Genomic DNA, 21244 nt, shown 5'->3' with positions numbered 1-21244 from the left:
TCTTTATACCCACGGCCATGGAGCCCTGCAAGGCAATTCATAGTGCGGTGGAAGAGGAGAAAAAACGGGAGGAGAGAGAACTGAAGCCCTGCGAGTGACAGATGCAACTCGCAGGGCTTCAGGGGATCAGGCAGCCGTTACGGTCAACTCGTTGGTGACCTGCTCGGCAGGAGACAAGTGACACTCAAGTGTGGCCAACTTGTCGCTGATGAGCTTGTAGAAGCGGTTGAGGGTGCGTTCCACCTCCACCTGATGCTTCTTGGGGATCGGCTTGTCGAGCCATTCGCCATCGGCATTATAAAAACCGAACTGATAGTGATAGCGGAACTGGTGATCATCCTGCTCCAGCACCAGCCACCAGCCCCAGAACTCCCGCTTGTCCGGTGCCGGTTTGGCGCTGACGCAGACAGACAAACAGTCGAAGCGGTAACGCCCCTCTTCACAGAGATCTTCGCGCAGATAGGGGCCAATGGCAGCAAACTGCCTCAGCAGCCGCTTGTAGGTCACTCTTTCAGACATGTTAACCTCCCTGTTAAACAAGCCGCGCCACCTGATGATGGCGTCAGATTTTTAGCGCAATATCAGGCACACAGGTGCCGTTTCAACCACTCGACAATCTCATCCAGCGCCTGGTCATAGACCTCCAGCAAGGGTTGCTTGTCAAACACGATGGCCTTGCCATTGCGGCTGGCCGACGCCAACGCCCGGACATCCTGCTCGGGACAGATAAAATCTCTCTTGTGTCCGATACTTAATATCGGCACCGATGTGCGAGTCCCGAGCAATCCTTGCGTTTTCAGTGAAAATACCTGGCACTTGGTGCGCATGGTATCCCACTGGGCCGCATCAGCCCCCAACCGGTTGGCCAGACTGTCCCGCATCATGCGCGGGCATCGGGCAAACAACTCCTGATTGGTAAACACCTGATTGACCCCGGCCCCGACACAGACCACGGTTTTGAGCTTGAACGGTTCGATAAAGGCCAGCCGAGCCGCCACATTGCCTGCCAGTCGAAAACCGACCATGGCGATGCGCTGGTGATCGACCCAGGCCACCTCGGAGAGGTAGTGCAGCACCGCCTGATGGAGACGACTGGTATCCTGCACCAGCGGCCAGTGCTCGGCATAGCCGATACCCGGCATATCCAGCGACAACATACCGATGCCGTTGGGTTCGAGCCGTTTGAGGTAGAAGTTGAGAAAATCGAGCTGCAGGGAGTCGATCCCCCCGCTGATGATCACCAGTGGCACCGGCTTGTCGGTGGCCGGCAGGTGGAGATAGCCCTGGATATTCTTGCCGCGAAATGGCACCAGGATCTCTTTGAGCGGCACTTTGAACAGCCGGCCCGCTTCACGATAGGCCATGTTGCCGAGCAGTTGGGCCTGATCCGCCAGTTCGTCATCTTTCAGATGGGGATAGCTGGCGATGGAGTAGTAGCGCACCGCCTTGAGCAGTTGCTTGAGCGCCCCTTCCTTATCGCCCTGCTCGCACAGTTCGCGGCCCTGCTTGAAATAGGTGCCAGCCACCTGACTCCACTCGTAGATCCAGTTGCCGGGCACATAGCCCTTGATGGTATCGAGGTAGCAGTCGTGGGTGCGCTCGCCGGTCGCCATGGCGATGCGGGCCAGAGTCTGCTCCACTTCAACCGGATCTGCCCCCTGCCAGGCCCAGGATGGGCGGCGCAGCAGGCGATACCAGCTCTTTGACATGGAGCCGTCAATAAACATCTCGTCTGACTCGGCCTCGGCCAGTTCGGCCGGGCTGGAGTTGGAGATCTCGGAAGTTTCCAATACCTTCTTGACCCGGGTGAACAGTTTTTCGGTCAGATTAAGGTCGTCGTTCAAGTCCAAGATAATGTCTCTTTCAATCAGGCAATGGTTCATCTTAACCACTTTTACTGCCCGTCAGCCACCCCGCAACAGATTGATACACAAAAAAACAGGGCTCCTTCAAGGAGCCCTGTGAAACCATTACTCTTCGTCGCAGATTGGCGTGACAAACTCCAGCGCCATATCCCACGGTTGCTCGATCCAGGTGTCCTGCGGGATGGCAACTTCGAAATCATCCAGCAGCGGCTCACCCATCGGCTTGGCAAAAATGGCGATGAACTTGGCTTTCGGGTAGAGATCACGGATGGCCTTGGCGGTTGTGCCGGTGTCCACCAGATCTTCCACTACCAGCCAGCCTTCGCCGTCACCGGCAGTGGTCGCACCCTTCACAACCACCAGCTCGCGCTGGTTGTCATGGTCATAGCTGGAGATGCAGAGGGTCTCTACGTTGCGGATGCCGAGTTCACGGGCCATCAGGGCTGCGGGTACCAGACCGCCGCGGCTGACCGCGATGATCCCTTTCCACTGGTTGGCAGGCAGTTGACGACGAGCCAGACGGCGAGCTTCACGTTGCAGGTTGTCCCACGACACATAAAACTTTTTCGGCATATTATCGATCTCGAATAGTTGTACAAAAACAATCACTTAAAATAATGGCATCCGAAAGTATCCTCTCGAATGCCAATAAATGGCGGCTCTTGTCCGGCTGAATTCAGATTGCACTTGTTCTGCCTGAGGGATGACCTCGGCAGCAAATCTGATAGCAGTGGAAGCAAGATGGACATATCCGGCGCTTGGGTCGATAAGAGTGCCAAAACCGCGGACAGGCTGTTGGGCCGATATGATAGCACCCTTTGCAGAGAAAATGCCTGGCAAACGTATGCCAAATTCAGGAAAAATTGGCCTCTTCATCTTCAAATGACCCAACCACAGAGTCGAATGACCAATCTTGCGCCCCTCTCGTCAGCGACAATTGGCACTCTTCGGCAAACGACAGATAAAAAAATAGCAGGGGGAGGATTTACCTCGCGCACCTGCTGCTTTGTCGTCTGCACCCAATCGGGTGACTTGCCCCTCAGGACAAGCTCGTCTTAGCGACGGCTGACGAAGGGGTTAGGGTAGCTGAAACCCTGGGTATAGAGAGATGGGGCGAACCAATAGGTAGAGTTGCTGCCTGGCATCTTGAATCTCCTGATTGCTTAACAAGTTACGTACCTTTATGCGGGCTCAAATCCTTGAACGAACACTCGGTTCCATGGAGGCGCACTTGCTTTGCTTCGGTTCCCTGGAGGCTTTCATCGTCATCCTGACGGGTGGCGAACCACGGGAGCTAATTTACCAGCCGGCACCGTAAATTCAATCTTTTTGTGAAGCTCGTCACATAAATTTCGTTTCTGCCAAACAGTGTCACCCGAGCCTGACAATTGCACTGCCCCGGTGGCCACCGACAGCACAACCGCCCTGCGATTTGCGCTAACCGCTCACATTTTTCTGCGATTGACTGTATTATCGTTATCCACTTTCCAGGCCCACTGACGGGGCCTCTCTCATTCCGTGCTGGTAAGGAGTCCTGACGTGGCACAACTAAGTTCCTTGTCCCCCCAACTGATTTGGCATTTCTTCGAACAGATCTGCTCCATTCCCCACCCTTCCAAGCATGAAGCCAAGCTGAGTGCCTGGATCGTCCAGTGGGCGCAAGGGGAAGGTCTGGCGGTCAAACAGGATAACGTCGGCAACATCATCATCAAAAAACCGGCTACCCCGGGGATGGAAAACCGCAAGGGCGTGGTGTTGCAGGCCCACATCGACATGGTGCCGCAGGCCAACGCCGACACCAAACACGACTTCGCGACCGATCCCATCGATGCCTATGTTGATGGCGAATGGGTCACTGCCCGTGGCACCACTCTGGGTGCCGACAACGGTATCGGTATGGCCGGTTGCCTGGCAGTGCTGGCGGACAAGACCATCAAGCACGGCCCGCTGGAAGTGCTGCTGACCACTGACGAAGAGACCGGCATGACCGGCGCCTTCGGTCTGGAAGCAGGCTGGCTGGAAGGCGAGATCCTGCTCAACACCGACTCCGAAGAGGATGGCGAGGTCTATATGGGCTGCGCCGGTGGGGTGGATGCCAATATCCGTTTCCCGCTTGAGCTGGTTGATGCTGCGGAAGGCGAAGCCCTCGAGCTGGCCGTCAAAGGGCTGCGTGGCGGTCACTCCGGTTGCGACATCCATCGCGGTCGTGGCAACGCCAACAAACTGCTGGTGCGCCTGCTCAAAGCAGCCGAGCCGCTCGGTATCCGTCTGGCCGAGATCCACGGCGGCACCCTGCGCAACGCTATCCCGCGCGAAGCCCGTGCCACCCTGCTGGTACCCGCTGCCAGCGTAAACGAGTTCAAGGCGCTGGTTGACCGCTATACCGGTATCTACCAGACCGAGCTGGCCGCCACCGAGCCGAACCTGACTCTGCTGGTCAACAGCGTCGCCAAACCGGCCAAGCTGCTGAGCGTCTCCCTGCAGCAGCGCCTGCTGGATGCCCTGATGGCCTGCCCGAACGGCGTGATGCGCATGAGCGATGCCATGCCAGGCGTAACCGAAACCTCTACCAACCTGGGGGTCATCAAGACTCAGGATGGCGAAGTGTATGTCCAGTGCCTGATCCGCTCCCTGATCGACTCCGGTCGCGAGAGCATCGAGCAGATGACCCGCTCCCTGTTCACCCTGGCGGGGGCCAGCTGCGAATTCACCGGTGCCTATCCGGGTTGGGCGCCGAACGTGGACTCCCCCGTCATGGCGCTGGTGCGCAACAGCTACCAGACCCTGTTCGGCACCATGCCCAACGTGATGGTGATCCACGCCGGTCTCGAGTGCGGTCTGTTCAAGAGCGCCTACCCGGAGTGGGACATGGTCTCCTTCGGCCCTACCATCCGTGGTGCCCACTCCCCTGACGAGAAGGTACACATCCCGGCAGTCGAGCGTTTCTGGCAACTGCTGGTACACGTACTGGAAGCCATTCCGGCCAAGTAAGACAGCCCAACGGCAAAACAAAAGCCCCGCACTGCTGCGGGGCTTTTTATTGTCTGTTCCAGCCTGACTTTGGCGCTTAACGAATACCGCGGGCCTCGCGGATCCACTCCCAGGCTTGCTGGATCTCCTGGGTTTTCTCCTTGGCCATCTCCATCATCTCCGGCGGCAAGCCCTTGGCGGCCAGCTTGTCCGGGTGATGCTTGCTCATCTCCTTGCGGTAGGCGCGCTTGATATCCTGATCGCTGTCGCTCTCGCTCACCCCCAGCAACTGGTAGGCATTCTTGAGGCGATCCGCCGAGGGAGGCGCCTGCCGATACTGCTGGCCACCCGCACCGCCCCCCTGATACTGGCCATGGGCCTGATTGAAGAAGTTCATCTGCGCCTCGGCCATCGCCAGAATGCGGGCCAGCTCGATACGGCTGAAGCCCAGCTCGTCAGCAATGGTGTGCAGGATAGCGCGTTCGCCATCCTCTACCCGACCATCGGCAAAGGCGGCCTGCAGCTGCACTTCCAGAAAGAAGCGCAGGATATCGCGCTGGCCCTGGCTGGCACGACGAAACTCGGCCAGGGTCTCGCGCAGCGGGAAACCGGCCTCCTTGCCCTGCCGGAACGAATCCTGCGCGCGGCTGCGCAGCTCGCCGGAGAGACGCATCCGATCCATCAGATTGGAGGCGACCCGGATCTCCTGCTCAGTCACCTGACCGCTCGATTTGGCGATATGGCCCATCACCGAGAAGGTGGCATGGAAGAAGACAGCCTGTTGCTCCTGAGTCGGGGTACGGCGAAACGCCCCCTGCAGCCCCATGCCGCGATCGAAACGGTGGCCAATCCAGAGACCAATCAGGGCACCGATGATGTTGCCGAGCAGAAAACCGAAGAAGGCGCCCAGCGCCTTACCCCAAATACGCATGGTTCAAGACCTCTTGATGTTATTGAGCACGGCTCTGAAGCTGTTCGTCCAGCTCGCGCAGACGGTCGACAGTGCCAATATCGCGCCACTCGCCAGCCAGCAGGCTGCCACCTACCCGCCCCTGCGCCATCCACTCCCGCAGCAGGGGAGCCAATTTGCGGGCACCGGCAGGCAGACCGGCAAAGGCTGCGGGCCTATAAAGACCGACGCCGCTGAACGTGAAGGCGGGGGTGTCTACGACCTTGCCATCTTGCAGGGCAAAGTCCCCGGCCGGATGCTGGGGCGGATTGGGTGCCAACCAGAGGTGGGCCAGATTCTCACCCAGGGACAGCTCAACCAGAGAGCGATAGTCGAGATCGAGCCAGGTATCGCCGTTGATCACCAGAAATGGCTCATCCCCCAACAGTGGCAGCGCCTGAATGATACCGCCGGCCGTCTCCAGCGCACTCTCCTCGGCTGACCAGCGGATGGTCACGCCAAGCGCACTGCCATCACCCAGAGTCTCGACCAGCTTGTGGCCGAGCCAGGCGTGGTTGATCACCAGCTCGGTGACTCCGGCTGCTTTGAGCTTTTCGATATGGTGGACAATGAGCGGCTTGCCCCCGACAGCCAACAACGGCTTGGGCAGCAGGTCAGTCAGCGGGCGCATCCGCTCGCCACGGCCAGCGGCCAGGATCATCGCCTTCATGGTTTCACCCCGGCGTTGGCGATCCCCGGCAACACCACCTGCTCGAGCCACTGGCCAAAACGGCCCAGCACCGGATAAGCGCTACCGTGGCTGCGACAGACATCCACCACGTAGCCGAGGGTACGGGGAATATCCTTGAGATAGCCGGACTTACCGTCGCGATGATAGAGGCGGGTGAAAATCCCTGCCGCTTTCAGATGGCGCTGCATGCCGGTCAGGTCGGCATCGCGGCGGAAACTGGCGTAGTCGCGCTCGCCAAGCAGTCCCGCCTGCTGCAGAGTGGCAAAACCGTGTTGCATCCCCTGCTCGATCACCGCGTCCGGCCAGCGCACATAGCAATCTTTCAGCAGGGAAACCAGGTCATAGGTGAGCGGCCCGATGACCATATCCTGAAAATCGATGATGGCGAGTTCGCTGCTATCAGGAGTGTCTCCACCGCACACCATCAGGTTGCGACTGTGGAAGTCACGGTGCATGACCCCTTGCGGCTGAGCCAGATTACAGGCGGTGAGACAGGCAAAAGTCTCATCGAGCAACTGCTGCTCTTCGTCGCTCAGGGTCAGTTGCAGATGATGGCCAAGCAGCCACTCGGGGAAAATGCTGTTCTCCCGCGCCATAAAGGCGGCATCGAAGGGCTCAAGCGCCAGATCTACCGACCCCAGAGTTGGCAACAGGTCTATCGCCTTGCCATACCAAGCCAGCACGTTTTGCTCGTTCAAGCAGCTGAGCAGCTGGGTATCGCCCAGGTCGCTGACCGCCAGCAAACCTTGTTCATAGTCAACAGCCTTGACCTCTGGCGCCAAGAGCTGACGTGCACGCAAGGCAGCTGCATTACGAACAAACTCATGATTTTTTTCGGTTTTCGGATTGGCATCTACCCATACCAGCCCGGCACCACGGTAGTAGCGGCGGAAACTGGCATCACCGGAAATGAGGGTCAACTGAAGGGTGGCATCGCCTGAAATCTGGCGTGCCCACTGCAATAGCAGGGAATCGCGATCGTGCATAAGTCGGGGACCAAGGTGGAAAGCAGCACTTGGCTGTTAGCCCTGGCCGCAATAATGCTTTATCATTGCCGGCTAACATAAAGCAATGACATGCAATGTCAACTCGATGAAACCTGTCGTAAAATGCATGCCTTGGATCAACCGTATCTATCACGGATTGCACGAGTCTTTCACATGACAAAATGGACACTGGGATACCGTTATCCCATCGCCCTGACTATCAGCCTGGCACCGGCCCTGACATCCATGATGGTTCAGGCTGCCCCTTTTGAGACGCCGCCAGCCACAGGGATCCTCGACAGCCTCTGTTACGACTATGTCCCCAAGGTCGAAAAACCAGCCTCTGCCGAGGAAGCCAATGCGCTACCTGTGGAGGTGGATGCTGACCGCCTCGAAGCCAAGCAGGGCGGCACCGCCGTCTATGAAGGGGACGTCAAGGTTCGTCAGGGGGTTCGCAAGTTCGACTCCGACTATGCCCAGCTCGACCAGAAGAGCCGGGATGTCATCGCCATCGGCAACATCTATTACAACGACGGTCAGGTGACCGTCACCAGCGACAAGACCCTCAAATCCAACCTGGATACCAAGAACTCCGAACTGGAAGAGGGCAAATATCAGGTTCATGGCTCACCGGTGCGCGGCTTTGCCAAGCGGGTCACCATGACCAACAACAACCAGAACATCACCATGGAGGGGGCCCAGTACACCACCTGCCCCCCGGGTCAGGAGGTGTGGACCCTCAAAGCGGGCAGCATCGACATCGACCAGAAAGAGGTGTTCGGCGAGGCGTGGAACGCCAGCCTCTGGCTCTACGACTATCCGGTGTTCTACTTTCCCTATATCAACTTCCCCATCAAGGATGAGCGGAAGACGGGCTTGCTCTACCCCGGTTATACCCAGAGTTCCAGCAACGGCATGGATATCACCCAGCCCTTCTACTGGAACATAGCCCCCAACTACGATGCCACCATCACCTCCCGTTTTATGGACAAACGTGGCCTGATGGAGCAGGTGGAGTTCCGCTATATGCCGGACCCCGCCCACGCAGGCATCCTCTACTTTGAAAACCTGGCGGACGACAAGCAGTATGATGCCGGCAACCCCAGCTTCATCAACACGTCGACCGGCTCCCCTTACCTGTCTGATGGCCACCGCTATCTGATGAACGTGCGTCACGGCTCAAGCCTGATGGATGGTTCCCTGCGCTTTGGTGTCGATTACACCCAGGTGCGCGACAAGGATTACAACTACTTCAACGACTTCAGTCCGCCGGTGGGCACCCAGGTCGACAGCCAGTTGCAACAATCCTTTACTGCCGGTTACTACCAGCAGAACTGGAACCTCACTTCCGAGGTGCGCCGCTATCAGATTCTGAGCCCCTACGCGCTGCTGCCCCACGAGATGCTGCCGCGTATCGACTACAACTACTACCAGCAGGGCAAGTGGTTCGATCTGGCCTGGAATAGCGAACTGACCAAATTTGGTTATGACAGCGGCAGCGCCAGTGCCCAGCAGGCCGGTGAGCGTTACACCACCACCCGTCTGCACCTGGCTCCGACCCTGACCGTGCCTCTCATCGATGCCCCTGGCTACTACCTCACCAGCCAGTACAAGCTGATGTTTACCTCCTACAACCAGGAGGTGCCCAAGGATCTGGTCTACACGGATCGCTCGCGTTTTACCGACTCCAGCACTGGCCAGCTCACCCTGAAGGATGGCACTGTCAATCGCACCCTCCCCTCCTTCCGGCTCAAGGGGGGGCTCAACTTCGATCGCCCGGTTGACTGGTATGATGGCAAGGGCACCCAGACTCTGGAGCCGGAGTTCCAGTATCTCTATGTTCCCTATCGGGATCAGGACGATATCGGGATCTACGACTCCACCACCACCCGTCAGGATTACTACAGCCTGTTCAGTGATCGCCGTTATGCCGGTCTCGACCGCATCAGCGACGCCAACCGGGTCACTGCCGGTCTCACCAGCCGGATCTATGACAACGTAGGTGATGAACGGCTGCGTTTGGCAATAGCCCAGGCGTTCGAGATTACGCCACCCAAGGTTCGCCTCTATCCTTCGGATCCCGAGAGCACCAACTCTCGCTCCCTGCTCTCCTTTGAGGGGGATGCCCGGGTCACGGAGCAGTGGTTTGCTCACGCTGGCACTCAATACGACACAGAGAAAAGTCAGTTCAGTGCGGCAAATGGCGCTGTGGAATACCGCAACGAGAAGTTCATCAGCCAGGTCAACTACCGCTTTATCAAGGATGGCAACAAGAGCTACTACAACAGTGCGGTGGCCGAAGACTTGAGCCAGGCAGGTTTGGTGATGATGGCGCCGATCGCCGATCAGTGGCAGATGTATGGTGGCTACTACCGTGACATCCAGCAAAACGTCAATATTGACCGCAAAATAGGCGTTAAATATGACTCCTGCTGCTGGAGCATCAACCTGAGTCTGGAGTGGCACAACCAGCCAGACAACATCACTCTGAAGCCCACCTCCGAGAAATCGATCGGTCTTCAATTCGAGATGAAGGGACTTGGCAGTGTCGGTACCGGTGGCCGCAGCGTCACGCTGGATACCGAGCTGTTGCCCTATGTTCGCCCGTTTAATCTGAAAGACCAGCAATGATGCTGGTCCAGCCTTGAGAGATGGATATGAAAAAGACCCTGATTGCCCTGCTGACCGCGGGTATGTTTGGCGCCATGAGCCAGGCCGCACTGGCGGCCCCCGAGCTGATGGACAAGGTGCTGGCCGTGGTCAACAAGGACGTGGTGCTTGCCAGCCAACAGGATGCGCTGGTCAACAAGGTAAAGCTCTCCGCTCAGGAGAGCGGCCAGTCCCTGCCCGATGACGCCACCCTGCGCAAGCAGGCACTGGATCGCCTGATCCAGGAGAGTCTGCAGCTGCAACTGGCCGATCGCCAGGGCCTCAAGATCAGCGATACCCAGCTGGAGCAAGCTATCCAGGGGATCGCCGCCGACAACAAAATGACCATGGATCAGCTGCGTGCCCAGCTCGCCCGCGAAGGGATGAGCTATGCCCAGTATCGGGAAGAGGTGCGCCGCGAGATCCTGATGAACGAGGTACGCCGCAATCAGGTACGCCGTCGCATCAACATCTCCGATCAGGAGGTGAAGCAGGTGGTCGAAATCCTGAAAAAACAGGGTCAGCAACAGAACGAATACCACGTCGGCCATATCCAGATCTCCCTGCCGGATAACCCCACTGCTGCCCAGCTGGATGCCGCCAAGAGCAAGATCGAGCGGATTCTGGCCGCCCTCAAGCAGGGTGCCGACTTCCGCAAACTGGCCATTGCCGAGAGTAACGGCCCCAAAGCACTGGAAGGTGGTGACTGGGGCTGGATGAGCCCGCAAGAGATGCCGACCCTGATGGCGGAAGCGGTACAGGGCGCCAAGAAGGGCGACATCGTTGGCCCGCTGCGCTCCGGTGCCGGTCTGCACATCATCAAGGTGTTCGATACCAAGGGGCAGCAACAAGTAATACTGACCGAGGTGAAGGCTCGCCATATCCTGATCAAGCCCTCCATCATCCTGAGCGAAGAGAAGGCCAAGGGGATGCTGGACGGCATTCTGCACGACATCAAGAGCGGCAAGGCAAGCTTCGCCAGCATGGCAGAGAAGTACTCCGAAGATCCGGGCTCTGCGGTACAGGGCGGCGAACTGGGCTGGTCTGATCCCAACGTCTATGTGCCCGAGTTCCGCGATATGGTCAACCGCCTGCAGCCGGGACAAATCAGTGCCCCGTTCCGTACCAGCCATGGCTGGCACATCGTGCAGGTGGAAGATCGCCGTAGCCAGGACGCCACTGACAAGGCACAGGAGCAACGTGCCTACCAGCTCATTTACAACCGTCGCTTCGTGGAAGAGTCCCAGGCGTGGCTGGACGAGCTGCGTGACGAGGCCTACATCCGCATCGAAGGCGCCGGTAGCTGATGAACTGCCGTCGTCTTGCCGTCACCCCGGGCGAACCGGCCGGGATTGGGCCTGATCTGGTGCTGCAGATTGCCCAGCAGGATTGGCCACACCAGTTGGTGGTGATTGCCGATCCGGTATTGCTGCGCGAGCGGGCGGCCCTGCTGGGGCTACCCATCGAGCTTGAGCCTTATGATGCCAGTCAACCGGCACAACCGCAGCGAGCCGGCACCCTGACGGTATGTTCTGTCTCTCTCGGTACCTCTGTGGTACCGGGCGAGCTGAACGAAGGCAACGGCGCCTATGTGCTGGCGACCCTGCAGCGCGCCTGCGATGGCAACATGAGCGGCGAATTTGCCGCCGTGGTGACCGGGCCGGTGCACAAGGGGATCATCAACCAGGCCGGAGTCTCGTTTAGCGGTCATACCGAATTCTTCGCCCAGCAGTCGGGCACCGCCGACGTGGTGATGATGCTGGCAACCGAGGGACTGCGGGTTGCGCTGGCGACCACCCATATCCCCCTTGCCTATGTGGCGATGGCGATCACGGAAGATCGCCTCGGCAAGGTGATCCGCATCCTCAATGCGGATCTCGCTACCAAGTTTGGCATCGCCAAACCCCGAATTTACGTCTGCGGCCTCAATCCCCATGCAGGGGAAGGCGGCCACCTCGGACGTGAAGAGATTGACGTGATCGAACCCGCTCTGGCGACTCTGCGTCAGGAGGGGATCGATCTGGTCGGCCCGTTGCCGGCCGACACCCTGTTCCAGGAGAAATACCTCAAGGATGCGGATGCGGTACTCGCCATGTACCACGACCAGGGGCTGCCCGTGCTCAAATACAAGGGCTTTGGCAGTTCGGTCAATATCACTCTGGGGCTTCCCTTCATCCGCACTTCGGTGGATCACGGCACCGCTCTGGATCTGGCAGGCAAGGGCCTGGCCGATTCGGGTAGCCTTGTCACCGCGATTAACCACGCCATCAAGATGGTAGAGAAAAAAAGATATGAGCAGTAAGGTGCACATGGGCCACACGGCCCGTAAGCGTTTCGGTCAGAACTTCTTGCACGATCGCTACGTGATCGACCAGATCGTGGCCGCCATCAATCCGCAGCCGGGCCAAAACCTGGTGGAGATCGGCCCGGGTCTGGCCGCGCTGACCGAGCCGGTTGCCGCCCAGATGGACAAGATGACCGTGGTCGAGCTGGACCGGGATCTGGCGGCGCGCCTGCGTGAGCACCCGACCCTGAAGGAGAAGCTCACCGTCATCGAAGCCGATGCCATGCGCTTCGACTTCAGCACCCTGATGGGTGAAGGCAAGGGGCCGCTGCGTATCTTCGGCAACCTGCCCTACAACATCTCCACCCCGCTCATCTTCCACCTGTGCGAGTTCGCAGATCGGGTCGAAGACATGCACTTCATGCTGCAAAAGGAAGTGGTCCTGCGTCTGGCCGCCGGCCCTGGCAGCAAAGCCTATGGTCGTCTGAGCGTGATGACCCAGTACTACTGCCAGGTGATCCCGGTACTGGAAGTGGGCCCGGGCGCCTTCAAACCGGCGCCGAAGGTGGACTCTGCCGTGGTTCGTCTGGTGCCGCACAAGAACCCGACCATAGTCGCCAAAGACATCCGTTGTCTGAATCGCGTCTGCACCGAGGGCTTTGGCCAGCGTCGCAAGACCATTCGCAACAGCTTCTCCAACTTCATCACCGACGCCCAGCTGACCGAGCTTGGTATCGATGGCAATCTGCGCCCGGAGAACCTCTCCCTCGAGCAGTTTGTCATGATCGCCAACTGGCTGGCGGATCAGCCAAAGGCCTGATCCGGTGGCGCTCCCGCACATCGTTGTCCGCCCATACCCCTCGTATGTGGCGGATAGCAAAGACCCCTACCAGTTTCACTATCTTATCGAGATTGAGAATCTGGGGCCCGGCCCGGTGCAGCTGCTGCATCGGCGCTGGCTCATCACCGATGCCAATGGCAAGATGCAGGAAGTCTCGGGCCCCGGCGTGGTCGGGGAGCAGCCCCTTATTGACGAGGGAGAGACCTACCGCTACCAGAGCGGCGTGCCGCTGGCGACACCGCTCGGAGTGATGGAGGGGAGTTACACCCTGCAAGATGGCTCTGGCCAGCAGTTTGAGGCGCCCGTCGCCCCCTTCACGCTGGCCATCCCCAACATTATCAACTGAGGTTTCATGGCGAACTGTTTTGTCGGTGACATCCAGGGCTGTTACGACGACTTGCGCCGTCTGCTGGATCTTGCCAAGTTCGATCCCGAAAATGACGTGCTCTGGCTCTGCGGCGATCTGGTCGCCCGCGGCCCAGACTCGCTCAACACATTGCGATTCGTCAAGGATCTGGGCAACCGTGCCATTACCGTGCTCGGTAACCACGACCTGCACCTGTTGGCGGTGGCCAATGGCGTTGCACCGCTCAAGAAGAAAGACAAGCTGCAGAGCCTGATGGATGCGCCGGATCGGGACGAACTGCTGGAGTGGCTGCGCCACCGCCCGCTGCTGGCCGAACACCCCGACCTGCCCATCATGATGGTGCATGCCGGTATCTCTCCGGCGTGGGATGCCCGCACCGCCCGCAACTGCGCCCGCGAGGTAGAGAGCCTGCTGCGTGGCGATCAGTACCTGTGGCTACTGCACAACATGTATGGCGATCAGCCGGATGGCTGGAAAGATGATCTGGTCGGGATCGACCGCTACCGCTACATCATCAACACCTTCACCCGAATGCGCTTCTGCTACTTCGATGGCCGGCTCGACTTCAAATGCAAGAAGGGCCCCAAAGAGTCGACCCCGGGGCTGCGCCCCTGGTTCGAGCAGCGCGAGCATCACGTGGATGACCCCATTCTGGTGTTCGGCCACTGGGCGGCCCTGATGGGCAACACAGGCAAGAGCGATATCAAGGCGCTCGATACCGGCTGTGTCTGGGGCAACAGCCTCACCCTGTGGCGCTATGAGGATGATGCCCTCTTTGCCACCCCCTGCCCCACTCACGCCAGCTAGGGCAGTGATTGCAAAGACCTGAACCAAAAAGAGAGCCCGGCAACTTGCCGGGCTCTCTTTTTCCACAACAGCTCTGGTTACAACTTGCGCCCCAACCGTTTCTCGATCTGGCGTCGCTCCCACTCCGGGCCAAACAGTTTGAAAGGCTCAAATATCCGAATGGCATGGGACGCCAACCCCAATCCCCACCCGAGTGCTGGCCACCAGGCCCAGATATAACCCGGGTTGCTCAGGTAGTTGATGACAAACAACCCGCCAATGACCAGCAGATAGCTGGCGACATGGTGATAGAAGCCCTTGAGCCCCTCCACATACTTCATGGCAGCTCGCTCTTCAGCCGATACCTGCACCGCATCCTGACCCATAGTGTCACTTCCTCTCATCTCATGCTCCTGTTGCCGTGTGCCGTCCAGTTGCGCCACATCGAGCTCAAAGACGGCGGCCAGGGCCTTGAGGGATTCCAGTCCGGGTTGCTGACCCTGCTCGATCCGCTGAATGGTGCGAACGCTCAGGCCGGTAAAGGCGGCCAACTGCTCCTGTGACCAGCCCCGCTGCAATCTCAACTTCCTGACGATCATCTCGAACTCCTTGTGGTTGCTTGACGGAGCCAGCATAGGGGCCGGAGGGTGGCACGCGACACGACAGCAGCCTGACACCAACCTGACTTTCCTTTTAATTCAGTGCATTAGATAAAGGCTTGATATCCGGGATCGAGTTTCCCAACCGCCCCGTTGCGAGAACCTGACAGCAGGACGACACCAGACTCTCTCTGCAAGATAGCGCCTTTATATGCGGGGAGGCGAGCTTATAGATCCCGCATCAACCCGGCTGCGATCTCGAAAGAGCGCAAGCGAGCCTGATGATCGACGATGGGGCCGTTGAACATCAACTCATCGGCCCGGGTTTCCGCCAGCAACGCTTTAAGGCCATGGCGGATCTGCTCCGGATCGCCAACCAGAGAGCGGGCAAGGGTCTGCTCCATCGCCATCAGCTCGCGCGGCGACCATTGCTCGCCCAACTCGGCAACCGGTGCTGGCAGCTTGCCCGCATCACCACGATGCAGGCGCAGGAACTGCTGCTGCAACGTAGTGAACTGGAAGCGCGCCTCCCGCTCGCTGTCGGCGGCGATCATGTTGATGCAGACCACCGCATGGGGCTTGGGCCAGCGAGCAGAGGGACGGTACTGGCTACGGTAGATCTCCAGCGCCTGCAGCAACATGGCTGGCGCGAAATGGGAGGCAAAACCGAACGGCAAGCCCATCGCCGCAGCCAGTTGGGCACTGTAGAGGCTGGAGCCCAGCAGCCAGACTGGCAGATGCAGTCCCTGCCCGGGTACTGCCTGTACCGCGCCTATCTCGTCGCTAAAGTAACTCATCAGCTCGCGGACATCGGCCGGGAACTCATCCACCTCACCGCTGCGTTGGCGTCTGAGGGCCCGCATGGTGCGCTGATCGGTACCGGGGGCGCGACCAAGGCCAAGATCGATGCGGTCAGGATAGAGAGAAGCCAGGGTGCCAAACTGTTCGGCAATGACCAGCGGCGAGTGGTTCGGCAGCATGATGCCACCCGCCCCGATCCGCAGAGTGCTGGTTGCCCCGGCAAGATGGCCGATCAGTACAGATGTCGCGGCACTGGCAATACCCGGCATGTTGTGGTGCTCAGCCAGCCAGTAGCGGCGGTAGCCCCAACGCTCGGCATGTTGCGCCAGATCGCGCGAATGGCGGAACGATTCGGCAGGATGGGAACCCTCAGCAACCGGCACCAGATCGAGAAGGGAATAGGGGATGGCAGACATAAATACACTCCGTTGCATCACAATTTGCTAACAGAGGGGCACTCTACCATGAGATGTTCGAACGGAACACTTTCTGCCGTGGCAAACGCCAGATAGCAAAAAGCCACTCCATAGAGAGTGGCCTTAAGGCTATGGCAGTCTGTATCAGAACAGCAAATGGGCCATACCGGCAATCACCGGCAGGGTCACCAGGGTACGCATCAGGAAGATAATAAAGAGCTCCCACAACTTGACCGGGATCTTGCTGCCCAGCAGCAGCGCCCCCACTTCAGACATATAGATAAGCTGGGTCACCGACATGGCCGCGATGACGAAGCGGGTCATCTCGCTCTCGATGCTGGACGCCAGCACAGCCGGGATAAACATGTCGGCAAACCCGACCATGATGGTCTTGGCAGCCGCTTCGGCCTCCGGCAGCTGCAGCAGTTCGAGCAAGGGAACGAACGGTGCACCCAGCCAGTTGAAGACGGGGGTATGTTCAGCCAGCATCAGGGCACAAGTACCGATCGCCATCACCACTGGCAGCACGCCAAACACCATGTCCAACGCGTTCTTCACCCCTTCCCGCACCACAGCACCGAGATCGGTCATCTTCTCCGCCTTGGTCAATGCACGCTCGAGACCATAGCTCAGCACGCTGTGCTGATGCGGTACCGACTCCTGCTTGCGGCACAAGGGGGTGCCATCGATATAGACATCCCTCTTCCAGCAGAGCGGTGGCAGGCGTGGTACCACGATAGCCGCAACCACACCGGCCAGGCAGACGGTCAGATAGAAGGGAACAAACATGTGCTCCAGCTTCACCTGAGAGATCACCACCAGGCAGAAGGTGATGGAGACGGCAGAGAAGGTGGTGCCAATGACGGCAGCTTCCCGCTGGGTATAAAACTTCCCTTCGTACTGCTTGCTGGTGAGCAGAATGCCGACGCTGCCATCCCCTAACCAGGAGGCAAAGCAGTCCACGGCGGAGCGACCCGGCAACCGGAACACCGGGCGCATGATGCGGGTCATCATGGTACCGACGAACTCCAACAACCCGAAATCGAGCAGCAGTGGCAACAGCAGGCCGGCGAAGATAAAGACGGAAAACAGCACTGGCAGCAGATCGTTGAGCACCAGCCCGCCGGTTGCGCCGGAATGTAGCACTTCAGGCCCAGTCTGGAAGAAGGTCAGCAGTACGAAGATCCCGCCCAACACCCGCACACAGGCCCAGAAGGGGGAGACGTTGAACAGGCTGTTGAGGAAAGGACGGCGCACCAGGATCGCCGGTTTGAACAACCAGGCGACGACGGTCATCAGCATGGTGGTGGTGATCACAGCGCTGACCATGGCGACCAGATAGTCGGCAAACACCCGCTGAACCAGCTTGGCCAGCACGGCTACCGGAATGGTGACATTCCCGTCATAGAGTACCGGAGTCATGAACAACAGGATCCCGATCAGCGAGGGGATCAAGAACATCAACAGATTGCGGCGGGTATTGACCGCAGGCGCTTCCAGACTCTTTTCCAACATAATCTACTGCCCTGACATAGCTAAAACTTATGCCGGATAATGCGCATATTCATGCACACCCAGCCAAACGGGGCGCAAGAATATCCCAATAGAATGGATTAAAAAAGCAATTTCAGATTAATTAACGAATAAATACCCAAACAAAACCGGTGTGAACGGATAAACAGGCAACTAGCGGAATATTAATTCACTAAACACTCTGCCCGCCCCAAGCTAATCAGGTACAGAGACCAGGCGCCAGCCATAAAAAAACCGGAGCCTCTGCAGGCTCCGGTTTTTGGCAAAGAACAGCGAAATCAATCGCGGACGTAGATCACTTCCACGCCATCATCATCTTCGTCATCCCAGTCATCATCATCGAGACTCTCGTCGAAGGCCATGGAGGCGGCCAGCGCTTCCGCTTCGGCCTTGGCCAGCTGGTTCTTGTGGTAGTCATCCCACTTGAACTCCACTTTCTCGATCGCCTCTTTGGCATCCTGCTCCAGTTGACGGGGCATGGTATCCAGCAGATCCAGAATGTCGTAGCAGACCTTCTTGGTCCCTTCCTTGCTGATGGCAGTGATGGCGTAAACCGGCCCTTCGTGGTTGAGGGCGGCTTTCACGCGGTCCATCACTTCCTGAGCCTCTTCTTCCAGGATCAGGTCCATCTTGTTAAACACCAGCCAGCGCGGCTTGCCAGCCAGCTCGGGGCTGTACTTCTCCAGCTCACGCACGATGGTCACAGCATTTTCGGCCGGATCAGAACCATCAACCGGGCAGATATCCACCAGATGGATCAATACGCGGCAGCGCTCGAGGTGTTTCAGGAAGCGGATTCCGAGGCCCGCACCTTCGGCGGCACCCTCGATCAGACCCGGGATATCGGCGATCACGAAGGAGCGTGAGTTCTCGCCACGTACTACGCCCAGGTTCGGCACCAGGGTAGTAAAGGGATAATCAGCAACTTTCGGACGAGCGGCTGATACGGCGCGGATAAAGGTGGACTTGCCGGCATTCGGCAGACCCAGCATACCGACATCAGCCAGCAGCAGCAGCTCCAGCTTCAGAGTACGCACTTCACCCGGAGTACCGTTGCTCTTCTGGCGCGGCGCGCGGTTGACCGAGCTCTTGAAGCGGGTGTTGCCAAGACCGTGGAAGCCGCCCTTGGCGACCAGCAGCTTCTGCTCGTGGTGAGTCAGGTCACCCAGCAGCTCGCCGGTATCTTCGTCGGTCGCACGGGTACCGACCGGCACACGCAGGATCTTGTCCTTGCCGCGGCGACCGGTACAGTTGGCGCTCTGACCATTCTCGCCACGTTCGGCGGCATGGAAGCGCTCAAAACGGTAGTCGATCAGGGTGTTGAGGTTCTCGTCGGCAACCAGATACACGTCACCACCGTCGCCACCATCGCCACCATCCGGACCACCGTTGGGAATATATTTTTCACGGCGAAAGCTTACACAACCGTTACCACCGTCACCGGCATCGACTCGAATCTGGACTTCATCAACAAACTTCATAGGTAACCGTCACCTTAATTCGAAAAACCGATACGCAATTATAGTGGTACAGACCCCTGCGGGCGATACGCATCTTGCCTCACCGAGCCATCTCTGCGCCCGGGTCATCTGCGTTCCGTTTTTTCGTCATCATTTCGGAAAAACAAAAGCCCCGCCTGTTGGCGGGGCTTCGGATCCTTGCGGTCCGTAATTACTCAGCAACGATGCTAACGTACTTACGGTTCAGCGGACCTTTAACTTCGAACTGCACCTTGCCGTTCGCGGTAGCGAACAGGGTGTGGTCCTTGCCCAGACCAACGTTCTCACCAGCGTGGAACTTGGTGCCGCGCTGACGAACGATGATGCTGCCAGCCAGAACTGTTTCGCCGCCGAAGCGCTTCACGCCCAGGCGTTTGGCTTCAGAATCGCGACCGTTGCGGGATGAACCGCCAGCTTTTTTGTGTGCCATCTATCGGACTCCTCTAATTAAGCGCTGATGCCAGTGATTTTGACTTCAGTGAACCACTGACGGTGGCCCGCTTGCTTACGGTGGTGCTTACGACGACGGAACTTGACGATAGTCACTTTCTCGCCACGGCCGTGAGCCACAACTTCAGCTACAACCTTGCCACCTTCAACGAAAGGAGCACCTACTTTAAAAGTGTCGCCTGCAGCAACCATCAGAACTTCGTTGAAGTCGATGGTAGCGCCAGTCTCAACGTTCAGCTTTTCCAGACGAACGATTTGACCTTCGGCCACACGGTGTTGTTTTCCGCCGCTTTGGAATACCGCGTACATTTGATTAACTCCGTAAAGGCATGTCTTTTGCTCAAGGCAGACATGCACAAAAACCTATAACAATGGGCGGGCATTCTACGCAAATCGATCTGCTCAGGCAAGGCCATTTTCGCAAAAAGTTTATTTTGTGCGCATATCTGCCGCCGTGGATAAACGCTTAACTGTAACCCATTGTGAAATCGTGTAGAATCCCCAGCATTACTAAAAATCGCAGTTATTGCTGCTGTCACGTTACGAGACTTATGGACCAACAGACTATCCGTGCGCTCTGTGCCGCCGACATGACGGCGGTCAATGAACTGATCCTGGCCCGACTCCAGTCCGACGTTAGTCTGATCAATCAGCTGGGTTTCTATATTGTCAGTGCTGGCGGCAAGCGGATGCGCCCCATGCTGACTGTGATGGCAGCTCGCGCCTTGGGCTACGAAGGTGAGGATCACCTGAAACTGGCCGCCATTATTGAATTTATCCACACCTCTACCCTGCTGCATGACGACGTGGTCGATGAATCCGACCTGCGCCGTGGCCGCGAAACGGCCAACGCCCTGTTCGGCAATGCGGCAAGCGTTCTGGTGGGTGACTACCTCTACAGCCGCTCCTTCCAGATGATGGCCGAGCTCTCCAACCTGCGGGTGATGGAGATCCTCTCCGATGCCACCAACACCATCGCCGAAGGGGAAGTGCTGCAGCTGATGAACTGCAACGACCCGGATACCACCGAACAGAGCTATATGACGGTCATCTACTGCAAGACCGCCAAGCTGTTTGAAGCCGCGACACGCCTCGCGGCCGTGCTGACCCATCAGCCCGAGCCCGTCGAGCAGGCGATGACCGATTACGGCAAGTATCTGGGGACCGCGTTCCAGATCATCGATGACGTGATGGACTACTGTTCTCAAAGCGAAGAGATGGGCAAGAACGTCGGCGACGATCTGGCCGAAGGTAAACCGACCCTGCCGCTGCTGCGTGCCATGGAAGTGGGTTCGCCCGAGGAGCGTCAGCTGGTGCGCGATGCCATCGAGCACCGCAACGGCATGGAACACCTCGACCAGATCCTGGCCATTCTCGATCGTACCGGCGCGCTGGAGTACTCCCGCATGCGTGCCCGGGAAGAGGCTGACAAGGCGATTGCCGCCCTCGCCATTCTGCCGGACTCCCAGCACAAGCAGGCTCTGGAAACACTGGCCCACATGGCCGTGCAGCGCAACGCCTGATATCGTCACTGTTTTCATAAACAACAAGAGGCCAT

20 protein-coding genes are annotated in these 21244 nt (G+C 58.4%); 8 read left to right on the top strand and 12 right to left on the bottom strand.

The genetic code is table 11. The features are described 5' to 3' along the window. Positions 1-126: 126 nt before the first annotated feature. The 3 genes from crl to gpt all read right to left on the bottom strand — a co-directional run bounded on the left by crl (position 127) and on the right by gpt (position 2438). Positions 127-519: a sigma factor-binding protein Crl gene (crl, locus tag AAHA39_RS17320; protein ID WP_320655273.1), complete on the bottom strand. Its 393-nt coding sequence runs from the start codon at positions 517-519 to the stop codon at positions 127-129. Positions 520-581: 62 nt separating this feature from the next. Continuing rightward, complete coding sequence (gene frsA / locus AAHA39_RS17315; protein WP_320655275.1) at positions 582-1850, bottom strand: esterase FrsA; 1269 nt, start codon at positions 1848-1850, stop codon at positions 582-584. A gap of 120 nt (positions 1851-1970) precedes the next feature. After that, positions 1971-2438, bottom strand: coding sequence for a xanthine phosphoribosyltransferase (gene gpt, locus AAHA39_RS17310; protein ID WP_033114875.1), 468 nt, complete (start codon positions 2436-2438; stop codon positions 1971-1973). 966 nt (positions 2439-3404) lie between these two features. Here gpt and AAHA39_RS17305 point away from each other — a divergent pair. Then, positions 3405-4856: an aminoacyl-histidine dipeptidase gene (locus AAHA39_RS17305; protein WP_320655278.1), complete on the top strand. Its 1452-nt coding sequence runs from the start codon at positions 3405-3407 to the stop codon at positions 4854-4856. A gap of 76 nt (positions 4857-4932) precedes the next feature. Here the strand turns inward: AAHA39_RS17305 and djlA are convergent, their stop codons facing one another. Genes djlA through AAHA39_RS17290 form a run of 3 tightly spaced genes read right to left on the bottom strand, consistent with a single transcriptional unit; the run spans position 4933 to position 7461 of the window. Beyond that, complete coding sequence (djlA, locus tag AAHA39_RS17300; protein ID WP_320655280.1) at positions 4933-5766, bottom strand: co-chaperone DjlA; 834 nt, start codon at positions 5764-5766, stop codon at positions 4933-4935. A gap of 19 nt (positions 5767-5785) precedes the next feature. Further along, the gene (murU, locus tag AAHA39_RS17295) at positions 5786-6454 is read right to left on the bottom strand and encodes an N-acetylmuramate alpha-1-phosphate uridylyltransferase MurU (protein ID WP_320655283.1); all 669 of its coding nucleotides are present in this window, start codon (positions 6452-6454) and stop codon (positions 5786-5788) included. Further along, a complete protein-coding gene (locus AAHA39_RS17290; RefSeq protein ID WP_320655285.1) occupies positions 6451-7461 on the bottom strand; it encodes an aminoglycoside phosphotransferase family protein in 1011 nt (336 codons plus the stop codon). The genes murU and AAHA39_RS17290 overlap by 4 nt, the downstream gene beginning before the upstream one ends. 174 nt (positions 7462-7635) lie before the next feature. Here AAHA39_RS17290 and lptD point away from each other — a divergent pair, with 174 nt between their 5' ends. Genes lptD through AAHA39_RS17260 form a run of 6 tightly spaced genes read left to right on the top strand, consistent with a single transcriptional unit; the run spans position 7636 to position 14409 of the window. Then, the gene (gene lptD / locus AAHA39_RS17285) at positions 7636-10092 is read left to right on the top strand and encodes an LPS assembly protein LptD (protein ID WP_320655287.1); all 2457 of its coding nucleotides are present in this window, start codon (positions 7636-7638) and stop codon (positions 10090-10092) included. Positions 10093-10118: 26 nt separating this feature from the next. Further along, positions 10119-11417: a peptidylprolyl isomerase SurA gene (gene surA, locus AAHA39_RS17280; protein ID WP_320655289.1), complete on the top strand. Its 1299-nt coding sequence runs from the start codon at positions 10119-10121 to the stop codon at positions 11415-11417. Continuing rightward, positions 11417-12412 (top strand): 4-hydroxythreonine-4-phosphate dehydrogenase PdxA, encoded by a 996-nt coding sequence (pdxA, locus tag AAHA39_RS17275; protein WP_124241384.1) that lies wholly within the window; start codon positions 11417-11419, stop codon positions 12410-12412. Before surA ends, pdxA begins: the two co-directional genes overlap by 1 nt. After that, positions 12402-13214: a 16S rRNA (adenine(1518)-N(6)/adenine(1519)-N(6))-dimethyltransferase RsmA gene (gene rsmA, locus AAHA39_RS17270; RefSeq protein WP_041210436.1), complete on the top strand. Its 813-nt coding sequence runs from the start codon at positions 12402-12404 to the stop codon at positions 13212-13214. Before pdxA ends, rsmA begins: the two co-directional genes overlap by 11 nt. 4 nt (positions 13215-13218) lie before the next feature. After that, a complete protein-coding gene (gene apaG, locus AAHA39_RS17265; RefSeq protein ID WP_320655292.1) occupies positions 13219-13581 on the top strand; it encodes a Co2+/Mg2+ efflux protein ApaG in 363 nt (120 codons plus the stop codon). A 6-nt stretch (positions 13582-13587) separates the two neighbouring features. Further along, positions 13588-14409 carry a symmetrical bis(5'-nucleosyl)-tetraphosphatase gene (locus AAHA39_RS17260; RefSeq protein ID WP_043851782.1) on the top strand — a complete coding sequence of 274 codons (822 nt, stop codon included), beginning with the start codon at positions 13588-13590 and terminating at the stop codon, positions 14407-14409. Between the two features lie 77 nt (positions 14410-14486). Here AAHA39_RS17260 and AAHA39_RS17255 read toward each other — a convergent pair whose 3' ends face one another. From AAHA39_RS17255 to rplU, 6 genes are all read right to left on the bottom strand, one after another. Next, positions 14487-14987 carry a 2TM domain-containing protein gene (locus AAHA39_RS17255; RefSeq protein WP_320655295.1) on the bottom strand — a complete coding sequence of 167 codons (501 nt, stop codon included), beginning with the start codon at positions 14985-14987 and terminating at the stop codon, positions 14487-14489. 227 nt (positions 14988-15214) lie between these two features. Beyond that, the gene (locus AAHA39_RS17250) at positions 15215-16204 is read right to left on the bottom strand and encodes a luciferase-like monooxygenase (protein ID WP_320655297.1); all 990 of its coding nucleotides are present in this window, start codon (positions 16202-16204) and stop codon (positions 15215-15217) included. Between the two features lie 144 nt (positions 16205-16348). Beyond that, positions 16349-17719 carry a YjiH family protein gene (locus AAHA39_RS17245; RefSeq protein WP_320655299.1) on the bottom strand — a complete coding sequence of 457 codons (1371 nt, stop codon included), beginning with the start codon at positions 17717-17719 and terminating at the stop codon, positions 16349-16351. A 296-nt stretch (positions 17720-18015) separates the two neighbouring features. After that, on the bottom strand, positions 18016-19218 hold the full coding sequence (gene cgtA / locus AAHA39_RS17240) for an Obg family GTPase CgtA (RefSeq protein WP_041210430.1): 1203 nt from the start codon (positions 19216-19218) through the stop codon (positions 18016-18018). 190 nt (positions 19219-19408) lie between these two features. Then, positions 19409-19666, bottom strand: coding sequence for a 50S ribosomal protein L27 (rpmA, locus tag AAHA39_RS17235; protein ID WP_005304202.1), 258 nt, complete (start codon positions 19664-19666; stop codon positions 19409-19411). 17 nt (positions 19667-19683) lie between these two features. Beyond that, positions 19684-19995: a 50S ribosomal protein L21 gene (gene rplU / locus AAHA39_RS17230; RefSeq protein WP_005304210.1), complete on the bottom strand. Its 312-nt coding sequence runs from the start codon at positions 19993-19995 to the stop codon at positions 19684-19686. 242 nt (positions 19996-20237) lie between these two features. On the opposite strand from rplU, the gene ispB reads away from it, so the two are divergent. Next, positions 20238-21209, top strand: coding sequence for an octaprenyl diphosphate synthase (gene ispB, locus AAHA39_RS17225; protein ID WP_124241388.1), 972 nt, complete (start codon positions 20238-20240; stop codon positions 21207-21209). The last annotated feature ends 35 nt before the right edge of the window (positions 21210-21244 follow it).

Origin of the sequence: Aeromonas sp. SE22 (genome assembly GCF_038739755.1) — a bacterium.
In the GTDB taxonomy this organism is placed as follows: Bacteria; Pseudomonadota; Gammaproteobacteria; order Enterobacterales; family Aeromonadaceae; genus Aeromonas; species Aeromonas jandaei.
This window is presented reverse-complemented; position numbering and strand designations above follow the sequence as displayed.